This window comes from Komagataeibacter diospyri (assembly GCF_006538165.1).
Lineage (GTDB): Bacteria > Pseudomonadota > Alphaproteobacteria > Acetobacterales > Acetobacteraceae > Komagataeibacter > Komagataeibacter diospyri.
In genome coordinates this window covers 273734-298325 of sequence record NZ_BDLU01000032.1, presented here as the reverse complement: position 1 = coordinate 298325, position 24592 = coordinate 273734, and the positions used below count along the sequence as shown (strand labels likewise).

Below are 24592 nucleotides of genomic sequence, written 5' to 3'. Positions count from 1 at the left end.
CCGGTTCAGGAATCCTGCTGGTGGGAAAGACGATGGCGTCGGGACAGCCGTCCATACAGCCGGTTGAATAATGTGCGGCAGGCTACCCCCAGATGGTCAAGATAGAGATAGACAACCGGCGTCGTGTAAAGCGTCAGCGCCTGACTGACGAGCAGCCCGCCCACAATGGCGATACCAAGCGGGCGCCGCAGTTCCGCGCCATAACCATGACCGAATATAAGGGGCAGCGCGCCCAGTGCCGCGGCAAAGGTGGTCATCATGATCGGGCGGAAACGCAGCAGACAGGCCATGCGGATCGAATCAAGCGCGCTGTGGCCTTCGTCGCGTTCGGCGGTGATGGCGAAATCTACCAGCATGATTGCGTTTTTCTTGACGATGCCGATCAGCAGGATCACCCCGATCATGGCGATCAGGGAAAATGCCTCACCAAAGACCTGCAGCGCCAGCAGCGCCCCCACTCCGGCCGAGGGCAGGGTGGACAGGATGGTCAGCGGATGGACATAGCTTTCGTACAAAATGCCCAGCGTCATGTACACCGCTGCCAGGGCCGCAAGGATCAGCAAGGGTTCATTGTTGACCGATTTCTGGAACTGCGCGGCATTGCCCGCGAACTGACCCTGGATGTTGGCAGGCATGTGCAGGCGAACGGTTTCCTCGTTGATGATCTGCACCGCCTGGCTCAGCGGGACGCCATTGGTCAGGTTGAACGAGACCGTGGTGGAAACCGACTGCCCGTCATGGTTGATGCTCAGCGCCGTCTTGGTGGGCTTCAGCACCGACACCAGTGTCAGTGGCACCATGGATTCCGAACTGGTGGACACGGCGGAACCGGTGGAGGCACTGTTACCCCCCGCCAGCGTATTGGCCACCTGGTTGCGGAAGGACTGTTCGCTCAGCTGCGATGCCGTGGTGCCCGTATCCGTCTTGACCCGGATGGTGTTGGACTGCGTGCCGCCGCCCGCCGTGCCACCGGCGACACTGACCCAGACCTGCTTGAGCGTGGTGGGATCTTTCCAGAACCGCGGCTCGACTTCCATCACTACGCGGTACTGGTTGAGGGCGTTGTAGATGACCGATGCCGAACGCTGCCCGTAGGCATCATACAGTGTGTTGGACACAAGCTGGGGCGTAATGTTCAGGCGGCTTGCGGTATCGCGGTCTATCTGCACATCCAGCGCCGAACCACCTTGCAGCACATCCGATGAAATGTCGGACAGCTGGGGGTGTTTCTGCAGCGCACTGACCAGCAGCGGCGTCCATTTGTACAGGTCTTTCGATGAATCGGAATGGAGTGAATACTGGTAGGCCGCATTGCTCTGCCGCCCGCCTATGCGCAGCTGCCCCGGCGCGGACATATAGAATGTTGCCCCCACCATGTTGCGCAGGCGGCGCGTGATGCGGGCAATGGTCTGCGCGGGCGTGTCATTGCGCAGCGACTTGTCCTTCAGCGTTACGAACATGTTGGCCTGGTTGGAACTGCCGCGCCCGCCCATGAATCCCATGACATGCGCTACGTCCCGGTCCGCCATGATGGCCTGCTGCGTGGTGGCGATCTTGCCCTGCATGGCCTGGAATGAAATGGACTGGTCGCCCATCAGGTGTCCCATCAGCATGCCGGTATCTGATTCGGGAAACAGGCTCTTGGGCATCTTGATGAACAGGCCGACCATGATGGCAATGGTTATGGGCAGCGACAGGATGGTGATCCGCCGGTGTGTCAGCGCCCATTCCAGTGAACTGGCGTAACCCCGCTGGGCAGCAGTCAGCCCATGTTCCAGCCATGCGCCAACCTGGCCGAAAAATCCCTTTGACGGGGCCGCCAGATGCGGACGCAGCAGGCGGGAGGTCAGCATGGGCGTCAGCGAAAGCGACAGCACCATGGAAATGACGATGGTCAGCGACATCGTCATGGCGAATTCATGGAACAGGCGGCCCGCCACCCCGCTGAGCAGCAGAATGGGCAGGAACACCGCGATCAGCGATACGGTGATGGACAGGACCGTGAACGCCACTTCCCGCGTGCCCAGCAGGGTGGCCTGCAGGCGGTCCATCCCCGCTTCCATGTGGCGGCTTATGTTTTCCACCACCACAATGGCGTCATCCACCACGAAACCGGTCGAAATGGTCAGCGCCATGAGCGACAGGTTGTCGATGGAATAGCCCAGCAGCTTCATCGCGCCGAAGGCTGCGATGATGGATGTCGGCACCACGATGGCGGGAATGATGGTGATGCGTGGCGAACGCAGGAACAGAAGTACCACCAGCACCACAAGGAAGACCGACAGCACCAGCGTGAACTGCGTATCGGCCAGGGCCGCGCGGATGGTGGTGGAACGGTCCATGAAGTTGCCAAGGTCCACATCCGCTGGCAGGGCGTCGCGCAGCATCGGCAGCTTGGCGCGGATCTGGTCATTGGTGTTGATGATGTTGGCGCCAGCCTGCGCGAAGACGATGGCCAGCACCCCGTGCCGGCCATCCACGTAACCGGCGTTGCGCACGTCTTCCACACCGTCATGGATGTAGGCCACGTCCTCCAGCTTGACAGGGCGGCTGTCATGGTAGGCCACGATCAGGTCACGATAGGCCTGTGCATTATGGGCCTGGTCATTGGTCGACAGCACGAAGCGGCGTTCGCCCTGGTCGATGAAGCCCTTTGGCGTATGGGCATTGGCAGAAGCCAGGGCCGCGCGGATATCCTCGAAGCCTATGCCGAATTTGTACAGCGCCAGCGGGTTCATCTCCACCCGCACCGCAGGCAGCGAACTGCCCCCGATTTCGACCTGTCCCACGCCCTGGATCTGTGACAGGTGCTGCTGCAGCACGTTGGATGCAAGGTCATAAAGCTGGGCTGCGGTACGGGTGCGCGATGTCAGCGCCAGGATCATGACCGGCGCGCCGTTGGGATTGGCCTTGAAATAGCTGGGATTCTGCCGCAGCGAGGACGGTAGATCCGCGTGTGCGGCCTGAAGGGCCGCCTCCACATCACGCGCGGCCCCGTTGATGTCGCGGTCGAGCGAGAACTGCAGCGTGATCCGCGCCTGGTTGGCTGATGACTGTGACGTCATTTCCGTCAGGTCCGCGATGGCGCCCAGATGACGCTCCAGCGGGGCTGCGACGGAACTGGCGATTTCCTCGGGCGAGCCACCGGCCTGCTGGGCCTGTACCTGTATGACCGGGAAGTCCACATTGGGCATGTCGGCAACCGGCAGCGTGGTGTAGCCGATGATCCCGCCAATGACCAGCGCCACCGTCAGCAGTGCCGTGGCCACTGGCCTGCGGACAAAGATGGAAAGCGGCGTCATGCCTGCGCCTGCGGTCCGGGCAGCCCATCCTTGCCGCTGCTATCCGCACTGCCGAAGCGGCGCGACAGCTTCTGGCTGATTCCGTCCATAAGCAGGTAGATGACCGGCGTGGTGAACAGCGTCAGCAACTGGCTGACGGCAAGCCCGCCGACAATGGCGATGCCAAGCGGGCGGCGCAGTTCCGACCCCGTGCCGGTACCCAGCATCATGGGCACCGCGCCCAGCATGGCCGCCAGCGTGGTCATCAGGATGGGACGGAAACGCAGCAGCGCGGCATGGCGGATGGACTGCAGCGAGGACATGCCCTCCACCCGTTCGGCCTCCAGCGCGAAGTCGATCATCATGATGGCGTTTTTCTTGACGATGCCGATCAGCAGCACCAGCCCGATGATGCCCATCACATCCAGCCCGGACCCGGTGACCCACAGCGCCAGCAGCGCGCCGACCCCGGCGGATGGCAGGGTGGACAGGATGGTGATGGGATGGACAAAGCTTTCATACAGGATGCCCAGCACGATATAGACCGCGATTAGGGCGGCCAGCACCAGCCATGCCTCGTTGGACAGCGAACTGCGGAATGCCGCGGCCGTGCCCTGGAACGATGTCTGGAAGCTGGACGGCAGGTGGATATCCTTCGCCGCGCGTTCAATCGCATCCGTCGCATCCCCCAGCGCGTAGCCGGGTTTTACATTGAACGACACGGTCGTGGCCGGGAACTGCCCCACATGGGTAATCAGCAGCGGCGCGGTGTCCTGCGTTACGGTGGTGACGGATGCCAGCGGCACCAGACCAGACGTGGGCGAACGCGTTGGCCCCGACGTGCTTTCCCCCGCATTGCCGCTGATGCCGGGCAGATAGATCTGGTTGAGCGATCCCATGTCCTGCTGGAACGCGGGCGTTGCCTCCAGGATCACGCGGTACTGGTTGGACTGCGTGAAGATGGTTGAGATCTGGCGCTGGCCAAAGCTGTCATACAGCACGTTGTCGATGGTCTGGGGCGTGATGGAGTAACGTGCCCCCGTGGTGCGGTCCAGATCGACATGCGCCACAAGGCCCGCAGCCTGCAGGTCCGATGTGACGTCCGACAGCGCCTTTTCGCGTTGCAGGCGTGCAATGAATTTCGGCACCCATGTCGTGAACTGGTCATAGCTGGGATTTTCCAGCAGGAACTGGTACTGGGTCGCCGCGACCGATGTATCCAGCGACAGGTCCTGCACCGGCTGCAGGTACAGGTCCGCGCCCGCGATATCCGCCGTTTCCGCGCGCAGGCGGGTTGCGACTTCCTGCGCGGTGGCGGTGCGGCTGTCCACCGGCTTGAGGTTGATCAGGAACCGCCCCTGGTTCAGCGTCACGTTCTGCCCGTCCACACCAACGAAGGAGGACAGGCTGGCCACATCCTCATCGCGCAGGATCCGGTCGGCCAGTTCCTGCTGGTGGCGCTTCATGGCAGCAAACGACGTGGACTGCTCCATGACCGAAATGCCCTGGATCACGCCCGTGTCCTGCACGGGAAAAAAGCCCTTGGGTATGACGACGGCCAGCAGGCCCGTCAGCGCCAGGGTCGCGCCAAATATCGCCAGTGTCAGCCGCTGGTGGCGCAGTACCACATCCAGCGCGCGGCCATAGCCGTTGATTGTCGCGACCGTCCAGCGTTCGACCGCAGCCGACCACGCCGGTTCGGCATGCCTGGTGTCGCGTTCATGCAGCAGGCGCGCGCACATCATCGGCACCAGCGTCAGGGAGACCACGGCGGACAGGATGATGGTGACCGCCAGCGTCATGGCGAATTCATGGAACAGGCGTCCCACCACGTCGCCCATGAACAGCAGGGGAATCAGCACCGCGATCAGCGATATGGTCAGCGATATGATGGTGAACCCGATTTCACCCGCGCCTTTCAGGGCCGCTTCCATGCGGCTGTCGCCCATTTCGATGTAGCGGGCGATGTTTTCGATCATCACGATGGCGTCGTCCACCACGAAGCCCGTGGCGATGGTGAGCGACATGAGCGAGAGGTTGTCGAGCGAGAAGCCGAACAGGTACATCACCGCCAGCGTCCCCACCAGCGACAGCGGCACCGACAGGCTGGGGATCAGTGTCGCCGGCACATTGCGCAGGAACACGAAGATCACGCCCACCACCAGCACCAGCGCCAGGCCCAGTTCGAACTCCACGTCCTCGACCGATGCGCGGATGGTCGTGGTCCGGTCGGTCAGGGGCGTGATCGTGATGCCCGGCGGCAGCGACTGCTGTAGGCGCGGCAGGGCGTATTTGATGTTGTCCACCACCCCGATCACGTTCGCACCCGGCTGGCGCTGCACGTTCATGACCAGGGCTGGCGTGCGGTTGGCCCATGCGGCCAGTTCGGTATTTTCGGGGCCGATGACCACGCTGGCCACGTCACGGATGCGTACGGGACCGTTGTTCTGGTAGGCGATGACCTGGTTGAGCAGCTGGTCCACGCCCGAAATCTGCCCGTCGATGCGCAGCGTGGTCGCGCGCTGCGGGCCATCGAACGTGCCGGTGGGCGAATTGACGTTCACGTTGCCAATGGTTGTGCGCAGCGTATCAAGATCGATGCCGAACGATGTCAATTTGGGAATGTTCACCCGTACCCGCAGCGCCTTGCGGTTGCCACCTGACAGCGTCACCAGCCCCACGCCCGAAATCTGGCTGATCTTTTCAGCCAGCCGGGTATCGACGTAATCTTCCACTTCCGTCAGCGGCATGGTCTTTGACGAAATGCCCAGCGTCATGACCGGCGTATCGGCGGGATTGACCTTGGCGTAGACGGGAGGGGCGGGCAGGTCGGTCGGCAGCAGGGAATTGGCCTGGTTGATCGCGGCCTGCACTTCCTGTTCGGCAATATCCATTGTCATGGTCAGGCCGAAGCGCAGCGTGATGACCGATGCCCCGCCCGACGAGCGGGAGGTCATCTGCTCCAGCCCTGACATCTCGCCCAGCTGTGTCTCAAGCGGGGCGGTGACGGAGGTCGCCATCACGTCCGGGCTGGCGCCGGGATAGAAGGTCTGCACCGTGATGGTGGGATATTCGACTTCCGGCAGGGCGGAGACGGGCAGGAAATGATACCCCAGCAGTCCCGCCAGCAGAATGGCCAGCATGAGCAGGGTGGTCGCGACCGGACGGTGTATGAACAGGCGGGACGGGTTCACGCGGCAATCTCCGGCGGCGGCAGGGGCTGGCGGTCAGACAGGGGGGCTGGCGTGGACTTGCGCACTCTAGCCTTTGCCCTTGCTTGTGGCGGTGCCTGTCGTCGTATCGGTCGGCTGCGGAATGCTGACCTTCACCCCATCGCGCAGGTGGTCCACCCCGTCGGTCACGATCCGCTCGCCTTCCTTCACTCCGTCGGTCAACACGGTCATGGTGTTGTTGGCGTGGCTGGTCTTTACGTTGCGCATCTCGACGGTGTTGTCGGCCTTGACCACATACACGAACTGCCCGTTCGGACCGGTCTGCAGGGCGTTGGTGGGCACCAGCAGGGCGTCATGGTCAGTGCTGACCAGCAGGCGGGCATTGACGAACTGGTTGGGGAACAGCTCCTCCTGCGAATTGGCGAAGAGCGCGCGCATGCGCACCGTGCCGGTCGATGTGTCGATCTGGCTGTCCAGCACGCTGACCTGCCCGGTCGCGATCCTGTTCAGGTTGGCGCTGTCCCATGCCTCCACTGGCAGGGGCGTGCCCTGGCGCAGGCGGTCGGCAACGGGGCCAATGTCATTTTCAGGTAGGGTGAAAATGACGGAAATCGGCTGCATCTGCGTCAGGGTCACCAGCCCGTTGGTCTGGCCTGCGGTGATGTAGTTGCCCATATCCACCGCACGGATGCCCACGCGGCCATCCACCGGGGCCAGGATGTGGCAGTAGGTGATCTGCAGTTTTTCGTTATCCACCTGCGCCTGGTCTGACTTGACCGTGCCTTCCAGCTGCTCGACCTTGTACTGCTGGTCCTTCGCCGTCATGGCCGCAACGCTGTCCTGGCGGATCAGGCGCTGGTAACGGGCATTATCCACCCGTGCCGCGTTAAGCTGGGCGATGTCCTGCGCCAGCTGTCCTTCGTACTGCGCCAGAAGCACCTCGTACGGGCGGGTGTCGATCAATGCCAGCAGGTCGCCCTTGTGCACATGCTGACCTTCGGTAAACAGCACCTGCATGAGGTAGCCGTCGATACGTGACTGCACCGTGACATTGGTGATCGGCACGACCGTGCCCAGTTCCGTCAGGATGACGGGCATGTCACCACGGCTGACGGTCGCGACCGCCACGGGCTGGTCGCCACTGGTCGCGTGTTTCTTGCTGGTGGAATGGGGGCGCAGGAAAGCGACCGCAAGGACAACCGCCAGCGCCCCGCCCGCCAGATAAAGGACGCGCCGCCCGCGCCGTGGACGGGCCGTGGACGGCGTGCTGTTTTCCGGGGTGTGGGATGGGGGAGGAGTTGTATCCATGCGGTCGGTTTTCTGCCTGCTGTCGAACGGGCGTCCTGTCTGAAGGACCGGGCCATGCTGATAAAGACAAGGTTTCTGATTCGGCTTGCCGCAGTATTAACATGGCTTCGAATAGGTCGAAGTTAGCGAATGTAACATTGTACCTGCGGTGGGAAAGGGGGAAACCACAAAACGGTTTAATTGCGTTTCTTTGTGGCAACGGTGTCTCCGTGCCCGCTGACCGTAGCCCCGGCATTGGCCGACAGCCGCCGCAGGATGGGCAGCGCCATAAACGCGATCAGCGCACAGGCCATGAAGGCCAGTCCGTAGTCCTGTCCCTGCCATTGCGCGGGCAACGCCGCACGGCCCGCGGCCAGCATGCCCGCGGACAGGCATATGCCCATTGTCAGCATGACCTGCTGGCACGTGGAATACAGGCTGGTGGCCGCCCCCATACGCGCCTTTGGCATGTCGGCATAGGCGATGGTGTTATAGCCGGTGTACAGCAGTGTCTGCCCCATGCCGTTGATCGCCAGCAGGCCCAGCAGCCACCCCATGTCCATGCCTGGCCTGAACCGGGCCAGCAGCAGGCACACGACCGGCAGCACCAGGCAGGTCACGCACATGACGGCGCGGAAGCCCCGGCCACGATAGATCCGGGGGGCGACAAAACGCATGGCCAGTGCGCCGACGGGGGCGATGAAGGTTATCAGGCCGCTCTGCGCAGCACTTGCGCCAAAACGCGTCTGCAGCAGGGATGGCAGGAGGAATATGATCCCCGCCGTCGCAATGCGCGTAAACCCGCCCGCCATGACCGAAATGCGGAAAGTCGGCACCCGCAGCAGAGACAGGTCCAGTACCGGATGGTCCATCCCGCGTGCATGACGCAGGTAGAGGGCGGCACATAGCGGGGCCAGCAGCAGCAGGCCCGCCGACATGACGGGCGGGAAACCCGGATGGGTCAGCATTTCCATGCCGAATATCAGCCCCGCCAGTCCGGTTGCGGATATGATGTTGCCCCGCAGGTCGAATGGCGGGGGCCGGGCCGCGCGGATCTGGGGAATGAACCATCCTGTCAGCGCGATGGCCAGCAGGCCAAGCGGGATGTTGATGTAGAAAATCCACCGCCACGACAGCCACGATGTCAGCACGCCACCCAGAACCGGCCCGGCCATTGGGCCGATGGTCGCCGGCAGCATGACCCATGCCATGGCGGACAGCAGCTCCGACTTGGGCACGTTTTGCAGGATCACCAGCCGCCCGACCGGGACCATCATCGCGCCGCCGGCCCCCTGCACCAGCCGCGCCAGCGCCAGCACCAGCAGGTCGGGCGCCCAGCCGCACAGCAGCGAACCCGACAGGAACAGCGCGATGGCGCAGCGTAGCGTGGTCCGGCTGCCAAAGCGTTCGGCCACATGGCCCGATGCCGGAATCAGGGCGGCAAGGCCCAGCATGTACACCGTCAGCGCGATGCTGGTCTGTGGAATATCGACATGGAAATCCCCCGCCATGGCGGGCAGCGCCGTGGTCAGGGCCGTGCCGTCGATCTGTTCCATCATCATGAGGCTGGCGACAATCAGCGCCATGATCCGCTTGCGCGTGCGGGACGGGGGCGTCATGCCGGGTGAAGGTGGGGGGAATGTGGCGGGGGCGGTCGTCAAGGGGGGCATGATCATGCATGATATAGGCGGTACGGAACCGAAAGCGCCATGCTGGCGTTATAGGCCCACGCTACAGATCAAGCGATACAACGGAGTGTGAACGATGTCGGAAGACAAGGCAAAGACCATCGAGACAAAGGCCGAAGGCGTCATGGACGAAGGCGTTGGCCGCCTGAAGGACGCCGCCGGCGGCCTGACGGGCAACGTGGGCATGCAGGCGGAAGGCAAGGTGGACCAGCTTTCGGGCATGGCGCGCCAGGAATTCGCCGACCTGTATGAAGAAGGCGAGAGCAAGGTTGAGCGCGCGGTGACGTTCGTGCGCGAACGACCGCTGTTTTCGCTGGGAATTGCAGCAGCGCTGGGCACCATCATCGGGCTGATCTTCCTGCCCCGTCGCAAGGGCTGAACGGCGTCGAGTCGTTTTTTTTTCATTTTAAGGGACTCGATGAGTCCACAGCATCTTGCGCAACCCTGCATAAAAATGGTTTCCATCCTTCCAGAACGGAAATTCGATGCGAATCGGGCCATCATGGTCCGATTCGCATCCGGTCAGGAAGGAATGGATGCCGGATTACGCGCTTGAAAACGCCCATGGGGGACGCGTCGCCGGGGTAGACGAAGTCGGTCGCGGCCCGCTGGCCGGACCGGTCGTCGCCGCTGCGGTCATGTTTCTTTCCGGCGTTCCGGGCGTGCTGGCGGACAGGCTGGATGATTCAAAAAAGCTGAAGCCCACGGTCAGGCAGCAGCTTTATGACGTGCTGCACGCTACCCCCGATATCCTGATCGGGGTGGGGGCCGCGTCCGTTGCCGAAATCGAACATCACAATATCCTCCGCGCCTCATGGATCGCCATGCAGCGTGCGGTTGGCCGCCTGCCGCAATTCCCTGAACTGGTTCTGGTTGATGGAAACGCCGCGCCCGATTTCGGGTGCCCGGCGCAATGCGTCGTGGGCGGTGATGCGATCAGCCTGTCCATATCGGCCGCATCCGTCGTGGCCAAGGTCGTGCGTGACCGGCTGATGACACGGCTGTCCCGGCGCTGGCCCGGCTATGGCTGGGACCGTAACGCGGGCTACGGCACCCCCATCCACCGCGCGGCCCTGATGGCGGAAGGCATAAGCCCCCACCATCGCGCGGCATTCGGCACGGTGCGCCGCATCATGCAGGCATCCGTTTCCCCTTCTTCACCCCAAAGCGCGGAGCAGCCATCATGCTGAACAATTCATGAGCGGTGCAGTTATGATGGAATTGCCCCTGGACCAGGTCCTGCGGGGCGACTGTGTCGAGATGATGCGCACCCTGCCCGCAGGTTCGATCGACTGCGTGTTTGCGGATCCGCCATACAACCTGCAGCTGAAGGGCGAACTGCGTCGCCCCGATGACAGCGTGGTCGATGGGGTGGATGACGACTGGGACAAATTCACAGACCTTCAGGCCTATGACGAATTCACCCGTGCGTGGCTGACCGAAGCGCGGCGTGTGCTGCGCAAGGACGGCACGATATGGGTGATCGGTTCGTACCATAACATCTTCCGCATTGGCGCGATCCTGCAGGATCTGGGGTTCTGGATCCTCAATGACGTGATCTGGCGCAAATCCAATCCGATGCCCAATTTCCGTGGCCGCCGTTTTACCAACGCACATGAAACGCTGATCTGGGCAGCGCGCGGGCCGGACAGCCGTTACCGCTTCAATTATCAGGCGATGAAGGCGCTTAATGATGATGTGCAGATGCGCTCGGACTGGTATCTGCCGCTATGCACTGGCGGCGAGCGGCTGCGCAACGAACATGGCCTGAAGCTGCATCCCACCCAGAAGCCCGAAAGCCTGCTGCACCGGGTGCTGGTGGCGTCAACCAATGTGGATGACGTGGTGCTGGACCCCTTTACCGGCACCGGCACCACTACCGCCATGGCGCGCAGGCTGCGCCGCCGCTTTATCGGGATCGAGCGCCATCCCGATTATGCCGAGGCCGCGATCGGACGTGCCCGGCGCGAAAAACCCGTGCCACTGGACAGCGTCCTGACCACGCCCGCCCGGCGTGAAAGCCCACGCGTGCCCTTTGGCGTGCTGGTGGAGCGCGGCATGGTGCCTGCGGGCACAGTGCTTATGGACCGGCAGAAGCGGGTGCGCGCCACCGTGTCGCCCGATGGCACGCTGGTCAGCGGGCGACACCGGGGATCAATCCACAAAATGGGCGCGCTGCTGACCAATGCGCCATCGTGCAATGGCTGGACCTTCTGGTATTTCGAGCGCGAGGGCGAACTGACCCAGCTTGATGTGCTGCGCGGTGAAATCCGGGCGGAGCAGGCAGCCGTCGCCTCCTGAATAATGGCGCCGGGGCGGGAAATTACATTCATGGGCATGGCGGCGTGAACCGGCGTCCGGACCACGGCGGGCCGCACGACATGCCCGCAATGGAATGGAATGCGGCCCGTCATTCCGCCGGGCAGACGGATGAATACCTGTACAGCCAGCTTATTCCCTATATCGGGAACAAACGTAAACTGCTGGGTCTGATCGCGCAGGCCATTGCCGCGACGGGGGAAACCCCGGCCAGGACCGATTTCGTGGATTTGTTTGCGGGCACCGGAGTCGTCTCCCGGCTGGCCAAATGGCTTGGTTTTCGCGTGCTGAGCAACGACTGGGAACCATATAGCGAGATTCTGAACCGCTGCCATGTCGGCACGTCCGCGCCGCCGTGTTTTCACGGGGGGCGGGATTATGCGCAGGTCATAGCTGAACTGAATGCCCTGCCACCGTGCGAAGGGTGGGTGACGCGCCACCTGTGCCCCGATGATGACGTGAAATACGACACCGCGCGTGACAGGATGTTCTACATGCGCAAGAACGGCATGCGCATCGACGCCATTCGGGAACGGATTGCGCAGTGGGACCATGACGGCCTGCTTGACGTCGGGCAGAAGGCCTGCCTGCTTGCCCCCCTGTTGTACAGCGCCAGTTACAACAGTAATACCAGCGGCCTGTTCAAGGGATTCCACCGGGGGTGGGGCGGTCGTACCGGCACGGCGCTGTACCGTATTGCGGCAGACCTGCACCTGCAGCCCGCGTGTTTTATCGATAATGGGCGCGACAATACGGTCATGCGCATGGACGCGCATGCCCTTGCCACCCAACTGGCCGGACAGGTGGGGGAGGCAGCCATCGCCTACGTGGACCCGCCCTACAACCAGCACCCTTACGGCGCGAATTACCATGTCCTCAATACCGTGACGCTATGGGACCAGCCCGAACTTGCGCCAAAGATCACGGGACGCGACAAATCCGCGATCCGGCAGGACTGGCGCACGCAGCGGCGCAGCCCGTACAATCACCGGCATCAGGCGCTTGCGGCCTATCGTGACCTGTTATCCGCGCTGGATACGCGCTGGATCGCCACCAGTTACAGCACCGATGGCTTCATCCCGTTGCATGACATGGTCCGTGCAAATTGTGAACGTGGGGATGTGCGGGTTTTTACCCGTGGTTACAAACGTTATCGCGTCAGCCGTCAGCGTTATTCGGCGCGTCCGATGACTGTTGAATTCATCCTGCTGACCGATACGCGTGGCCGTGGTACCTGCACATCGGATGAGATCGTGCAGGAAATCATGATCATGGAAGCCCGGTTGAACCCGGCAGACGATGTCTGCAAATAACTGATGAATAAATAAAAGCTTCCAGTTGCCGCCTGGTTTTGAAAAAAGTGGCGTTCCTTTTGGGCTTTTGAAAAAGCCTTACCAAAAACTTCTTCTAGCTGCCCCCGAAGCCGAGGAACCCGATGGACGGGTCGGCATGGCCGCCGGATGCATCATAACGGTGATCGACGGTGGTGGCGGCATGGCGCGGCATGGTCAGTGGCGGGGTGTCGTCCTCGCCTTCCGCAAGGCTGTTCGATGCGAAGTGCGGGTCCGAATCCGAGAACGTGCGCATCGACAGCAGCAGGAAGGTGATGTCGTTGCGGTTCAGGTCAATCGCCATGTCCAGCGGCGTCTGCCCCAGTACGTTATGGCCGGTCATGTCCGCGCCACGGTTCAGGGCTTCCTTCGCCGCACCCAGGCTGCCACGGTTGATGGCGTCGAACAGCGCATCGGTCGGGTTCATGTCCGCGCTGGCGTGGCCGTGTTCTTCTTCACGCGATTCCGCGCCCGGCAGGGCAGCGGGTGGGGCGGCTGCCTTGGCTGCGCGGCGGGCTTCGGCCTTTTTCGCGGCTTCAGCGGCCTCGCCCTCGGCTTCCGCTTCATCGGCATCCTGTGCGTAAGCCATGTGCAGGGGCATGCACAGGCAGGGGATTCCTGCGAACAGGGCGGCGGCAAGAAGATAAATACCGGATCTGGAAATCATGTCCTGTCCCGAGAGTGAGCGTTCGACCGGGCGTGCGAAACTGCCACATGCCACCCGACAGTTCTGGTGATTACCGCAAAATTGCGGCGGATGCGATGCCTAATCATCTTTGTGTCAGGAACGGCTTTCCCGCCACCATGCCGCCAGCAGCATGACCAGCACGAACAGGCCCACCATCCAGGCGGGCAGCAGGGACGTGGCCTGCTGTCCCGATACGCTGTGCGCATTGCGCGCGGGAAAGGCAAACCGGTCGGATGTCGAGCGTGCGCGTCCGCTTTCCATGACAAGCTGCGGCAGGGACGGGGCCTGCGGGTTGTCACCCAGCCAGCGCACGCCCCCGCCGGTTGCCGCAGCCATTGGCGCCAGCAGGGATGCCGTCGCCCGCAGGTCGGCAAATTCAACCGGGTCTTCCATGCGCGGGGCGGCAAAGGCTTCATGGCCCGCATCATCGCGCACCGTCCATATCCCTTCCTGCCGCGCGGGCAGGCGGGCGCGGGCAAGCCCGGTATTGCCTGCAGGTTCCAGCGTTATGGACTGCGTGGCGCCATCGGGGGCGATCACATGGACAACCGGGGGCGGGCCGGATGTGACCGAACGGCGGGTAATGGTCATCTGGCCTGCCGATATTCCGGCCTCCAGCTGGTTTTCCTCCAGCTCCGGCTCCTTCATCAGCCAGTGCGAAATACGCCGCAGCAGTTCCGATTGTGGTCCTCCGCCACCTTCGCCATGCGACCACAGCCATGCCTGATCAGACAGCAGGAAGGCGACGCGCCCTTTGCCCGCGTGGTCAAGCACCAGCAGGGGCTGCTGGTCCGGGCCGGTCATCAGTACTTCGCCATTGGCTGAATCCGTGCGCAGGCCGCGATACCACGGCCCCCAGCCCGGTTGTGCGCCCGCTTTGTCAGGTGCCCCCGGCAGGCCGGAGGTCACGGGATGGCGCATACCGGTTTCCGTAAGGTCAGGACGGAAGCGGCGCACGGTCATGCCGTCGGTGGATGCCACGTGGGCAGGCAGGATGTCCGACAGCGGCGTATCCTGAAGCGATCCGGGGGTCAGGAATTCCGGTCCCCCGATCAGCAGCAGTCCACCGCCTGCACGGATGTGATTGACGATATTGCGCAGATAGGCTTCGGGCAGGATGCCCCGGTTTTCAAACCCGTCGAGGATGATGAGGTCGAACTGGTCGATCTTCTGCTGGAACAGTTCGTTCACCGGAAACGCGATCAGCGCAAGGTCGGACAGCGGCGTGCCATCATCGCGATCAGGCGGGCGCAGGATGGTGAAGTGGACCAGATCGACAGACGGGTCGGCCTTCAGCAGTCGCCGCCATACCCGTTCACCCTGGTTGGGCGTGCCTGATACCAGCAGCACGCGCAGCCGGTCACGCACGCCGTTTATGCGGATGACATCATGGTTGTTGCGTGTCGAGACCTCACCAGGCAGTTCCGGGGCCGACAGGCCCACCAGCATCTCGCCCGGATGGGTGACGGGCAGGGTGATGTCCTGTGGCTGTCCGATCCGCACGGGACGCGAAAAGGTCGTGCCATCGCCCTGCGTCAGCGTAAGCTGGGTGGTGGCGTCCGGGGGCGGGTGCGCGCCCTGGTCATCGATCTCGACACGGATGGTGACATCCTTGCCCACTATGGCGAATGGCGGGGCCTGCAGCACGCGCAGGTGACGGTCCGTTTCCTCGCCGCGTCCGGTCAGCAGCACATGCAGTGGCAGCATTGTGCGGTGGCCGTGCCCGTCATCGGGGTTGAGCATGTCAGGCACGCTGGCGGGGATGTCATGGTCCTCGCCATCAGTTACCAGTACGGCCCCGGCAAGGCGGGAGGGAGGGATATCCGCCGCCGCCTGCCTTAACGCGCCAAACAGCCGCGTGCCGCCATGTTGTGCTTCACGCAATGTGACGATACGCGGCACAAGCCCCGGCACGCGGTTCATTTCAGCCTGCAGGCGCTCGGCGGTATTGCGCGCCATGTCGCCCCGGTTGCGTTCGGACATGGAGGCCGACTGGTCCACCACGATCAGCGCGGTTTCGGGCAGGGGGTGCCATGTTTCGGTAATGCGCTGCGGGTCACACAGCCACGCGATCACACCCAGGGCAGCCAGCAGACGCCACACGCTGCCGCGCACCCGGCGCGCAAGGCCCGTGATCGCCATGACAGCCACGGCGGCAAGCAATATGTAGATGCACCACAGGGGCACCTGCGGACTGAATGCCATCATGTGACGCGACAGGTCGGGCATGCCCATCATTCCCCCAGCCGTTTCAGCAGGGCGGGCACATGAACCTGATCCGCCTTGTAATTGCCCGTCAGCGCATAAATCACCGCATTGACCCCGAACCGGTAGGCCAGCACGCGCTGGTCCGCCCCGTCAGGGACGGGGGCATAGGGCGTATTGCCGCTGTCATCCACTGCCCATGCATGCGCCCAGTCGTTGCTGCCGATGATGACGGGACTGACGCCGTCATTGGTGCTGTCGCCTTCCTGCGCCACCCAGACCGGCATGCCGTCGTACCGGCCGGGAAAGTCATGCAGCAGGTAAAACGTGTGCGACAGCACATGGTGGTTATCCAGTTTTGCAAGGGGCGGGATGTCCAGCCCCCCCGTCATGCGCCGCAGGGCCGCCGCCGTGCCGGGCGCCGATCCGGTATAGCCGCTGGCATTGTCGGGGGCGGTGGCCGGGTCCTGTCCCTGCGTGTCGATCATCAGGATGCCGCCATGGCGCATATAAGTATTCAGCGCCGCCGTGCGCGCAGGTGTGGTGCTGGCGTCCGCCGTTACAGGCCAGTAAATGAGCGGGTAATACGACAGGTCATCGTGTTCCGGCACTACGCCATCAGGATGGCCCAGCACGGCGGAGGTCCGGGCATTGACATAATCCGACAGGCCCTGCAGCCCTTCCTTCGAGACATCATCGATATCTGCATGTCCGGTAACGATATAGGCCAGCCGGGTTTCCAGTGCGGCCTGAGGCACGTCAGGGGGAATGTCCGCCCCGTGGGCGGGGCCGTGCGCCATGCAGGCCAGCGCCAGCATGGCGCCCGTCGCCCGTCGCCCCCATCTGCGGCCGCGCTGCAGCACGCTGATCGCGCCATCCACGATCAGCAGCAGGGTGGCCAGGACCATAAGCATCGGCCCGATGGCAAGATCGGGCACCTGTCCACGCAGGTCCGATGTCGTGCCGATGGTGTCCTGCGCCACCAGCCGGGCCGGGCCATCACCGGGGTTGAGCGCGCGACGGCTGTTGCGCGGGCCATACAGTCCCGGCGGATGTTCCGGTGTTGGCGCGGTGCGGCCAAAGGCGTCGGCCCGCAGCGCCTGCGCGCCCGCGGGCGGCGTCACCAGCGCGCCATCACCATCCAGTGTCATGTAGGGGGCAAGCAATGTCGCCCCCGCCGGTGTTTCGATCCCCGATGCCTCATCGATCAGGTGCTGCAGCATGCCTACAAACAGCCCCGACAGCGGCAGGTTGGACCATTCCGCCGTGCTGGTGACATGGAACAGCACGACCTGACCCGCCCCAAGGGCGGCATGCGTGACAAGTGGCGTGCCGTCAGTCAGCCGTGCCCAGCTATGGCTGTCCAGATCGGTGGACGGTTGCGCCAGAACCTGTCGCGACACCGTGACATCGGCAGGGATATCAAGGTCATGGAATGGAGAGGTCGCAGGGAAGGGGGCAAGGTGCTCGGGCCTGCTCCATGACATGGTGCCGCCCAGCACCCGCTCGCCCCCCATCAGGGGGACAGGCAGCAGCGTATCCGCTGGCTTCGGGTCCGGGCTGGCGCTGCTGTCGCTGCTGTCGCTCTGGACCAGCAGGGGGCCGGCAAAACGGATCAGGGTGCCCCCGCCGCGTACCCATGCTTCCACTTTCCTGCGGCTGTCGGGGCTGCCCAGTGTGCCGTCGGGTGCGATGATGACCGAAAGCGGACGGGCCAGCAGTGTGTCCAGATCCCCTTCGCGCAGTTCGGCGGTGGGCTGTAATGCGCGGCGCAGGTAGAACAGGCTGCCCATCAGTGGCGTGTCGGATGATGTGCTGGAAATAAGACCCACGGGGCGCTGGCGCTCACGTTCATCCAGCAGGCGCACGCCGCCCGGCCCGTTCACGCCATCCAGCGACAGATGATCGACCTTGTTACGCAGCTCTGCTGGCAGATCGGGTGTGATGTCCACATGGTCGCCACCTGCGGGCAGGGTCACGGGTACAAGGGCCAGTGTGCCCCCGGTGGCGGTTTCAAGCCGTAGCAGCCATGTGCGCGGCTGGGGGCGCGGCACGGCGCGCAGGCGGGTGGCCAGCCCGTTTTCGCCACTGCCCGGCGCCGTAAGCAGGGTGATGTCCGAACCGGGCAGGTACATTTCATGCACCGGCCCGATTTTGGCCAGTGCAGCGCCAAACGCGGCATCTGCGGGTGTGGCCAGTCCGTCCGCAAGGTAAATGACCGGTCCGCGCCAGTTCTGCTGCGCCAGTTGCCCCAGCGCGTGTGTGGCAGCCACCCGGTCCACTGGCCACGCACGGGGCAGGAGCGGGTCGATCATGCCGCGCAGCACCTGTGCCTGCTGCGTGGGCTGGATCGTCATGGGATCCAGCGCGTCACTGCGTGCCGTCAGAAGCAGGCGCGCGCCATGCCCGGTGCGCGACAGATGATCCAGCAGCCCGTCCAGCGCGTGGATGCGCTGGGGCCATGTGCTTGCAGCGGCCCAGCCATTATCCACCACGATCAGGCAGTCAGCATCCGCAACACCTGCCTGCCCGCGGGGAAAGATCGGCTGCGCCAGTCCCAGCACCAGCAGCCCCACGGCGGCACAGCGCAGCAGCAGCCGCCACAGGGGGGCGGATGTCGCATCCGGCGGCGGCGCGTTGAGCGTGCGCAGCAGGGCCATGGGTGGAAAGGACTGCACGCGTGGGGCGGGCGGCAGGGCATGCAGCAGCCACCACACGACGGGCAGCGCCAGCAGTCCCGGCAGCATCCATGGCGCCAACAGCATCATGGCCCGTTTCCCATTCCCGGCAGCGCGTGTAGCGCCAGCAGGGCCTTTTCCGGTGGCTGGTCCGTCAGGTGCGGCACCGGCGGGCTGCCCGCCGCCTGGCACAGGGTGGCCAGCCGGTCCTGATGGCGGGTCCATATCGTGCGGTAGTCATGGCGGAGTGCGGCACTACCATTGAGCAGCACGGTCGTGTCATCCTCCAGCCCGGTAAAGCGGGTGTGCCCTTCATATGGAAAAGCGGTTTCCGCCGGGTCAATCACCTCGATCAGCGTGCAGGTCGCCTGACGCGCGGTCGCCGCGCGCAGGAAGTCCGCCAGCTGTGCTGCGGGATAAAGCCCGTCACCAAACAGCAGTACCCGGCTGCGTGCGGGAATGGCGGCAGCCTGTGGCAGGTCGGGTTCGTCTGCCGTGTTGCGCAGGGCCGCGATCAGGGCGTGAGCCATCTGTTCCAGCGCCTGCCGCCCGCGCAGGCGCAGCGGCGGACCGCCGGCAGCACCCAGCAGGCGAATATCCTCCCCCCGTCGCAGCAGCATGGCGGCGCAGGCCAGGGCCAGCAGGAAGGCACGTTCGGCCTTCAGCGGCAGGTGCTCATCGGACCGCCAGCGCATGGATGCACTGTTATCACACCAGATACATATGGTATGTGGGGTCTGGGCTTCATGTTCGCGCACGAAAGCCCGGTCCCCGCGTGCCGACTGCCGCCAGTCGATATGGGTCGCGGCCTCGCCAGCCATGGCGGGACGGTACTGCCAGAATTCCTCGCCCACGCCCGCCTTGCGCCGGGGATGGGGGCCAGCGCCCGCATTCCATGCGATCCGGCGTGCCGTCACGATCAGGCCCGGCAGCCTGCTGGCCAGTGAGTCCGCCAGGGCAATGGCCGCAACCGGATGCCGGGGCAGGAAGGCGGTCGCATCCCCATCATGGCCCGATGGGGTGGACGACGCCCGGGCCGGGCCCCGTGGGGGGCGCCCGGACAGACGCGTGAGAAAGGACAGGGCTGCGCGCAATGTCAGCCGATCCGTCCGACCAGTGTATCGATCAGCGTGCCCAGGCGGACATTTTCCGCCCGCGCGGTAAAGGACAGCGCCATGCGGTGGGCCAGGATGGGGTGGGCCAGTGCCGCCACGTCCTCGATGGTGGGGGACAGACGGCCTTCCAGCAGCGCCCGCGCGCGGGTGGCCAGCATCAGCGCCTGCGCCGCGCGCGGGCCGGGGCCCCATGCCACGGCTTCGCGTATGGTCGGGTCATCGGTCGTCTCGGGCCGGGCCGCGCGGACAAGGCGTAAGATCGCATCCACCACCTGTTCGCCCACCGGCAGCGCGCGCACCAGTTCCTGTGCGGCCAGCACGTCGGTTGCCGCCAGAACGGGCCGGGCCGTGGCCGTGGTGGTGCCCGTCGTGGCCAGCAGCATGGCGCGTTCGGCACTGGCGTCGGGAAAGTCGAGCGTCACCTGCATGAGGAAGCGGTCAAGCTGCGCTTCGGGCAGGGGATAGGTGCCTTCCTGCTCGATCGGGTTCTGGGTGGCCAGAACATGGAAGGGGCGGGGCAGCAGGTGGTTGGTGCCCGCGATGGCGACCTCATGCTCCTGCATGGCCTGCAGCAGTGCGGACTGGGTGCGGGGGCTGGCGCGGTTGATTTCATCGGCCATCAGCAACTGGCAGAATACCGGCCCCGCCACGAAGCGGAAGCTGCGGCGGCCTCTTTCGTCCTCGTCCAGTATCTCGCTGCCCAGAATGTCGGATGGCATGAGATCGGGCGTGAACTGCACGCGTCGCGCATCCATGCCCATCACGTGACCCAGCGTTGTGACCAGCAGGGTCTTGCCCAGTCCCGGCGCCCCCACCAGAAGTGCATGTCCGCCCGATATGATGGAGGTCAGCACAAGGTCGATCACCCGGTCCTGCCCCAGTATGACGCGGCCGATTTCCGCGCGCGCATCCCGCAGGCGCACGCCCATGCTTTCGGCCCGGGCTGCGATCTGTTCGCCCGTGGGGGATGGGGGGGATGTCATGCCCGCCTGCGGCGCCGCATGGAGGGGAGGGGTATCATCCATGGTCATCATTCCAACAGTCTGACAGGTCCGGGGGTTTCATCAACCCGGTGTTGATCCCTATATCAAGTCCAGCAGCTTCCATAGTGTCGGGTTAACGCAATTGATGGACGATTTCGAGACAGGTGAGACCATGCCCTCCCTTTCCACGGGGCGGGCGGGCACATGCGGCGCGCTGCCGTTCCTGATCAGGCGTGACGGGACATGGCTGTACCGTGGCTCCCCCATCCGTCGCAAGCCGATGGTCTGCCTGTTTGCTTCCACCCTGCGGCGTGACGCGCAGGGCGGCTACCGCCTGCAGACCCCGGTCGAGCAGGGTACGATTGAAGTGGAAGACGCGCCCTTCGTCGCAAACCACCTGGAATGGCATGGCTGCGGGCGGGGGCAGGTGCTGTCGTTCCGCACCAATGTGGACCAGGTGATCTGTGCCGGGCCGGATCACCCGATTCGCTGCGCGTGGGACGTGCCATGCGAAGGCTGCGGCACGGGACCGGTGCCCTACCTGCATGTGCGTGACGGGGACGGCGCATTGCCGATCGAGGCACGGATCGCACGCCCCGTCTATTACGAACTGGCGGCGCTGGCGGTGGAGGGTATCTGCCGTGGCGTACCCTGCCTGGGGGTATGGAGCCGGCATGTGTTTTTCCCGCTATCCACCCTGCCGGACGAAACCTGACGATGAAGGCGGGCAATCTGCTTGATGCTCTGCATCGGGACATGCCCGATGTGGCGCGGCACCTTGCGCGGATATGGGGTATCGTGCCCGATGCGCGGCTGGTGGGCGGGGCTGTGCGCGACCTGCTGTGCGGGCGCGGGGTGGCGGATATCGACCTTGCCAGCCCGCATGCGCCCGATGTGGTCATGGCGCGGCTGAAACAGGCGGGAATACGCGTGGTGCCCACGGGGCTGTCGCATGGCACGGTGACGGCCGTGCTGGATGGCCATCCGTTCGAGATCACGACCCTGCGCCGTGATGAGGAAACCGATGGCCGCCACGCTACCGTAACCTGGACCCACGACTGGCGCGAGGACGCGGCGCGGCGGGATTTCACCATAAACGCCATGTCGTGTGACAGCGCGGGCGTGGTGCATGATTATTTCAACGGGCAGGCAGACCTGGCGGCGGGGCGGATCCGCTTCGTGGGGGATGCCCGCCTGCGTATTACGGAAGATGGGCTGCGCATCCTGCGGTTTTTCCGCTTTCAGGCCCGTTACGGCGGGGACGCGCCCGAACCGGAAGCGATGGCCGCCATCACTGTCCTGTCGGGCATGATCGACCGGCTTTCGGTCGAACGGGTGTGGTCGGAACTGCGTCGTATCCTTGTCGGGCCGCATGTGGTGCGCACGCTGGCCCAGATGCACGCGTGCCACGTGCTGGGCCATGTCCTGCCCGAAGGCTACGACATCGACCGCCTTGGCCGTCTGCTGGCCTGTGGCGCGCCCGCGGATGCGGTGCTGCGCCTTGCGGCCCTGGTGTCGGGAGATGTGCGTGAGGTGGCGCGGCGGCTGAAGCTGTCGCGCGCCGATACCACGGCGCTGGCGCAGACACGCGGCGAACCCGTGCCGCTGCCCGGCATGGGGACGGGCGTGCTTGCGCCCATGCTGGCCGATCATGCGTTGCGTGACCTGTCGTGGCGCACATGGCTGCGTCAGGCTGACCTTGCCGGACAGCGATCGGATACGTGGGATGACCTGCGCGCCGTGCTGGAAGGGATGGAAAAGCCGGTCTTTCCGCTGGCAGGTCGTGATGTCATGGCCACCGGGCTGGCATCGGGCGCCATGGTGGGGCAGGTGCTGGCGCAGGTGCGGCAATGGTGGCTGGAAAACGGCTGCACGGCAGGCCATGCGGCCTGTGCGGCGCGCATGGATGCGGTATTGCGTGACAGCCCCACCCGCGGGACATAATTTGTAACCATGTGTCGCGGCCCTTTGTTTTGGGCGGCCATGCGGTTATAGGCCGGTTAATGAACGCGATTCAAACGCCCATGCCCGACAGGCAGGACACACCCACGCAAACGGTGTCGTCACGCAGCCTGATGCGCCGGCTGTGGCATGATGAACTGGCCTGTCACAAGCTGCGCATACTGGGTGTCATGGTGCTGACGGCGCTCATGGCCATATTCAGTGCGCTGTATCCGCTGGTGATCCAGCGCGCGCTGGACATGTTTGCCGACCACGACCCGCGTATCCTGTATCAGGTGCCGCTGCTGGTGGTGGTGATTACGGTGGCGAAGGCCATATCGCAGTACGGGCAGTCTATCGCGGTGCAGTCGCTGGTGCTGCTGGTCATACGCGGCCTCCAGCAGCGCATGTTTCACCATCTGGTCCATGCCGACATATCCCGCATCGAAACCGAGGCCCCGGCCCAGATCGCCGCACGTTTTACCACCGACGCCATGGCGATTCGTGAGGCAATGATCCGCGCCACCAACGCACTGGGGGATGCCGTGACGGTGGTGGGGCTGATTGCCTCCATGCTGTACATGGACTGGGAACTCAGCCTGATCGCTGCCGTGCTGTATCCCATCGCGGCCATGCCGGTGCGCAGGCTGGGCAAGCGCCTGCGCCGCGAGTCCGGTGGCGTGCATGAGCAGGTGGGCGAGACAAGCGCCATGCTGACCGAAAGTTTCAGCCAGTCGCGTACCATCCGTGTCTATCGGCTGGAAGGATCGGAAGAACGCCGGGCGGCGCATGTGCTGGACGGACTGCATGCGGGGCTGTTGCGCATTGCGCGGGGACGCGCACGCGTGGACCCGATGCTGGAAGTGCTGGGCGGGGCCGCGGTCGCGGCCGTGCTGGGTTTTGCCGGGTGGCGCGCGACGCAGGGCGGGGCCACGTTGGGTGATTTTTCGGGGTTTGTCGCGGCCCTGCTGCTGGCGGCGCGTCCGTTGCGCGCGCTGGGCACCCTTAATATCGCCCTGCAGGAGGGGCTTGGCGGCCTGCAGCGCGTGTTTGACGTAATTGATGAACCCGTGGCCGTAGCCCAGGCCCCCGATGCGATCGACCTGCCGCCCGGTGGGGGGGACCTGCGATTTGAACAGGTGACGTTCCGCTACCCCGATGGGCGCATGGGGCTGGAGGGACTGGATTTCGTGGCCAGTCCCGGCCTGACCGTAGCCCTGGTCGGCCCGTCGGGGGCGGGCAAGTCCACAGCACTTTCGCTGATCCCGCGCCTGCATGACGTATCGGGTGGCCGTATCACGATTGATGGCGTTGACCTGCGCCGTCTGGTCCTGTCGCAACTGCGCGATGCCATTGCCTATGTCAGTCAGGATACGCTGCTGTTTGACCTGCCGGTCATGGACAATATCCGCATGGGCAACCCGCAGGCGGATGATGAGCAGGTCAGGGCGGCCGCACGGGCAGCGGCGGCGGATGACTTCATCCAGGCCCTGCCACGGGGCTATGATACGATGGTCGGTCCCGGCGGGCAGCGCCTGTCGGGTGGGCAGCGGCAGCGCGTGGCGCTGGCGCGCGCCCTGCTGCGCAACCCGCGCGTGCTTTTGCTGGATGAGGCGACAAGCGCGCTGGATAGCGAAAGCGAGGCCATTGTCCATAATGCCCTGACGCACCTGCGTCACGGACGCACGACCATCGTGGTGGCGCACCGCCTGTCCACCGTGCGTTCAGCCGATCTTGTGGTGGTCATGGCGCAGGGCCGTGCGGTCGAATGTGGCACGCATGATGCGCTGATGGATGAAAACGGGCTGTATGCCCGCATGGTACGTAATCAGGCCTTTACGCTGTAAACTGCGCTGAAAGTGAGTCCGGGCCGGTGATGGCGGTTGAAGTGTTGCAAGCTTCG

At 64.4% G+C, this 24592-nt stretch carries 16 protein-coding genes; 7 read left to right on the top strand and 9 right to left on the bottom strand.

Features of this window, described 5'->3' with window-relative positions; genetic code table 11:
- Nucleotides 1-5 precede the first annotated feature (5 nt).
- From MSKU9_RS07345 to MSKU9_RS07330, 4 genes are all read right to left on the bottom strand, one after another.
- Nucleotides 6-3302 carry an efflux RND transporter permease subunit gene (locus MSKU9_RS07345; protein WP_141260651.1) on the bottom strand — a complete coding sequence of 1099 codons (3297 nt, stop codon included), beginning with the start codon at nt 3300-3302 and terminating at the stop codon, nt 6-8.
- A complete protein-coding gene (locus tag MSKU9_RS07340) occupies nt 3299-6475 on the bottom strand; it encodes an efflux RND transporter permease subunit (RefSeq protein WP_141260650.1) in 3177 nt (1058 codons plus the stop codon). The genes MSKU9_RS07345 and MSKU9_RS07340 overlap by 4 nt, the downstream gene beginning before the upstream one ends.
- Nucleotides 6476-6541: 66 nt before the next feature.
- Nucleotides 6542-7762 carry an MdtA/MuxA family multidrug efflux RND transporter periplasmic adaptor subunit gene (locus tag MSKU9_RS07335; protein WP_141260649.1) on the bottom strand — a complete coding sequence of 407 codons (1221 nt, stop codon included), beginning with the start codon at nt 7760-7762 and terminating at the stop codon, nt 6542-6544.
- Between the two features lie 176 nt (nt 7763-7938).
- Complete coding sequence (locus MSKU9_RS07330; RefSeq protein ID WP_141260648.1) at nt 7939-9327, bottom strand: MFS transporter; 1389 nt, start codon at nt 9325-9327, stop codon at nt 7939-7941.
- 178 nt (nt 9328-9505) lie between these two features.
- Here MSKU9_RS07330 and MSKU9_RS07325 point away from each other — a divergent pair, with 178 nt between their 5' ends.
- The 4 genes from MSKU9_RS07325 (at nt 9506) to MSKU9_RS07310 (ending at nt 13061) form a co-directional block, all read left to right on the top strand.
- On the top strand, nt 9506-9808 hold the full coding sequence (locus tag MSKU9_RS07325) for a CsbD family protein (protein ID WP_141260647.1): 303 nt from the start codon (nt 9506-9508) through the stop codon (nt 9806-9808).
- A gap of 157 nt (nt 9809-9965) precedes the next feature.
- Nucleotides 9966-10619, top strand: a complete 654-nt coding sequence (locus MSKU9_RS07320) for a ribonuclease HII (protein ID WP_193557652.1) — start codon at nt 9966-9968, stop codon at nt 10617-10619.
- Nucleotides 10620-10626: 7 nt separating this feature from the next.
- Complete coding sequence (locus tag MSKU9_RS07315; protein ID WP_141260645.1) at nt 10627-11730, top strand: site-specific DNA-methyltransferase; 1104 nt, start codon at nt 10627-10629, stop codon at nt 11728-11730.
- A gap of 44 nt (nt 11731-11774) precedes the next feature.
- The gene (locus MSKU9_RS07310; RefSeq protein ID WP_141260644.1) at nt 11775-13061 is read left to right on the top strand and encodes a DNA adenine methylase; all 1287 of its coding nucleotides are present in this window, start codon (nt 11775-11777) and stop codon (nt 13059-13061) included.
- Between the two features lie 94 nt (nt 13062-13155).
- Here MSKU9_RS07310 and MSKU9_RS07305 read toward each other — a convergent pair whose 3' ends face one another.
- The 5 genes from MSKU9_RS07305 to MSKU9_RS07285 form a co-directional block, all read right to left on the bottom strand.
- The gene (locus MSKU9_RS07305; RefSeq protein WP_141260643.1) at nt 13156-13746 is read right to left on the bottom strand and encodes an ankyrin repeat domain-containing protein; all 591 of its coding nucleotides are present in this window, start codon (nt 13744-13746) and stop codon (nt 13156-13158) included.
- 114 nt (nt 13747-13860) lie between these two features.
- On the bottom strand, nt 13861-16005 hold the full coding sequence (locus MSKU9_RS07300; protein WP_141260642.1) for a VWA domain-containing protein: 2145 nt from the start codon (nt 16003-16005) through the stop codon (nt 13861-13863).
- Nucleotides 16002-18740: a DUF4159 domain-containing protein gene (locus MSKU9_RS07295; RefSeq protein ID WP_141260641.1), complete on the bottom strand. Its 2739-nt coding sequence runs from the start codon at nt 18738-18740 to the stop codon at nt 16002-16004. Before MSKU9_RS07295 ends, MSKU9_RS07300 begins: the two co-directional genes overlap by 4 nt.
- Nucleotides 18737-19744 carry a DUF58 domain-containing protein gene (locus tag MSKU9_RS07290; RefSeq protein ID WP_141260640.1) on the bottom strand — a complete coding sequence of 336 codons (1008 nt, stop codon included), beginning with the start codon at nt 19742-19744 and terminating at the stop codon, nt 18737-18739. Before MSKU9_RS07290 ends, MSKU9_RS07295 begins: the two co-directional genes overlap by 4 nt.
- A gap of 2 nt (nt 19745-19746) precedes the next feature.
- Nucleotides 19747-20799 carry an AAA family ATPase gene (locus MSKU9_RS07285; protein ID WP_141260639.1) on the bottom strand — a complete coding sequence of 351 codons (1053 nt, stop codon included), beginning with the start codon at nt 20797-20799 and terminating at the stop codon, nt 19747-19749.
- A 94-nt stretch (nt 20800-20893) separates the two neighbouring features.
- On the opposite strand from MSKU9_RS07285, the gene MSKU9_RS07280 reads away from it, so the two are divergent.
- The 3 genes from MSKU9_RS07280 (at nt 20894) to MSKU9_RS07270 (ending at nt 24536) form a co-directional block, all read left to right on the top strand.
- Nucleotides 20894-21463 carry a DUF1285 domain-containing protein gene (locus tag MSKU9_RS07280; protein ID WP_141260638.1) on the top strand — a complete coding sequence of 190 codons (570 nt, stop codon included), beginning with the start codon at nt 20894-20896 and terminating at the stop codon, nt 21461-21463.
- A 2-nt stretch (nt 21464-21465) separates the two neighbouring features.
- Nucleotides 21466-22692, top strand: coding sequence for a CCA tRNA nucleotidyltransferase (locus tag MSKU9_RS07275; protein WP_141260637.1), 1227 nt, complete (start codon nt 21466-21468; stop codon nt 22690-22692).
- An 80-nt stretch (nt 22693-22772) separates the two neighbouring features.
- Entirely contained in the window at nt 22773-24536 is a 1764-nt protein-coding gene (locus MSKU9_RS07270; protein WP_141260772.1) for an ABC transporter ATP-binding protein, read from the top strand.
- Nucleotides 24537-24592 lie beyond the last annotated feature (56 nt).

Excerpts from the sequence above, each read along its gene's own strand:
- MSKU9_RS07345 (WP_141260651.1), bottom strand. The coding sequence starts at position 3,302 with ATGACGCCGCTTTCCATCTTTGTCCGCAGGCCAGTGGCCACGGCACTG.
- MSKU9_RS07335 (WP_141260649.1), bottom strand. The coding sequence starts at position 7,762 with ATGGATACAACTCCTCCCCCATCCCACACCCCGGAAAACAGCACGCCG.
- MSKU9_RS07330 (WP_141260648.1), bottom strand. The coding sequence starts at position 9,327 with ATGGCGCTGATTGTCGCCAGCCTCATGATGATGGAACAGATCGACGGC.
- MSKU9_RS07325 (WP_141260647.1), top strand. The coding sequence starts at position 9,506 with ATGTCGGAAGACAAGGCAAAGACCATCGAGACAAAGGCCGAAGGCGTC.
- MSKU9_RS07320 (WP_193557652.1), top strand. The coding sequence starts at position 9,966 with ATGCCGGATTACGCGCTTGAAAACGCCCATGGGGGACGCGTCGCCGGG.
- MSKU9_RS07315 (WP_141260645.1), top strand. The coding sequence starts at position 10,627 with ATGAGCGGTGCAGTTATGATGGAATTGCCCCTGGACCAGGTCCTGCGG.
- MSKU9_RS07305 (WP_141260643.1), bottom strand. The coding sequence starts at position 13,746 with ATGATTTCCAGATCCGGTATTTATCTTCTTGCCGCCGCCCTGTTCGCA.
- MSKU9_RS07300 (WP_141260642.1), bottom strand. The coding sequence starts at position 16,005 with ATGATGGGCATGCCCGACCTGTCGCGTCACATGATGGCATTCAGTCCG.
- MSKU9_RS07295 (WP_141260641.1), bottom strand. The coding sequence starts at position 18,740 with ATGATGCTGTTGGCGCCATGGATGCTGCCGGGACTGCTGGCGCTGCCC.
- MSKU9_RS07285 (WP_141260639.1), bottom strand. The coding sequence starts at position 20,799 with ATGATGACCATGGATGATACCCCTCCCCTCCATGCGGCGCCGCAGGCG.
- MSKU9_RS07280 (WP_141260638.1), top strand. The coding sequence starts at position 20,894 with ATGGACGATTTCGAGACAGGTGAGACCATGCCCTCCCTTTCCACGGGG.
- MSKU9_RS07275 (WP_141260637.1), top strand. The coding sequence starts at position 21,466 with ATGAAGGCGGGCAATCTGCTTGATGCTCTGCATCGGGACATGCCCGAT.
- MSKU9_RS07270 (WP_141260772.1), top strand. The coding sequence starts at position 22,773 with ATGCCCGACAGGCAGGACACACCCACGCAAACGGTGTCGTCACGCAGC.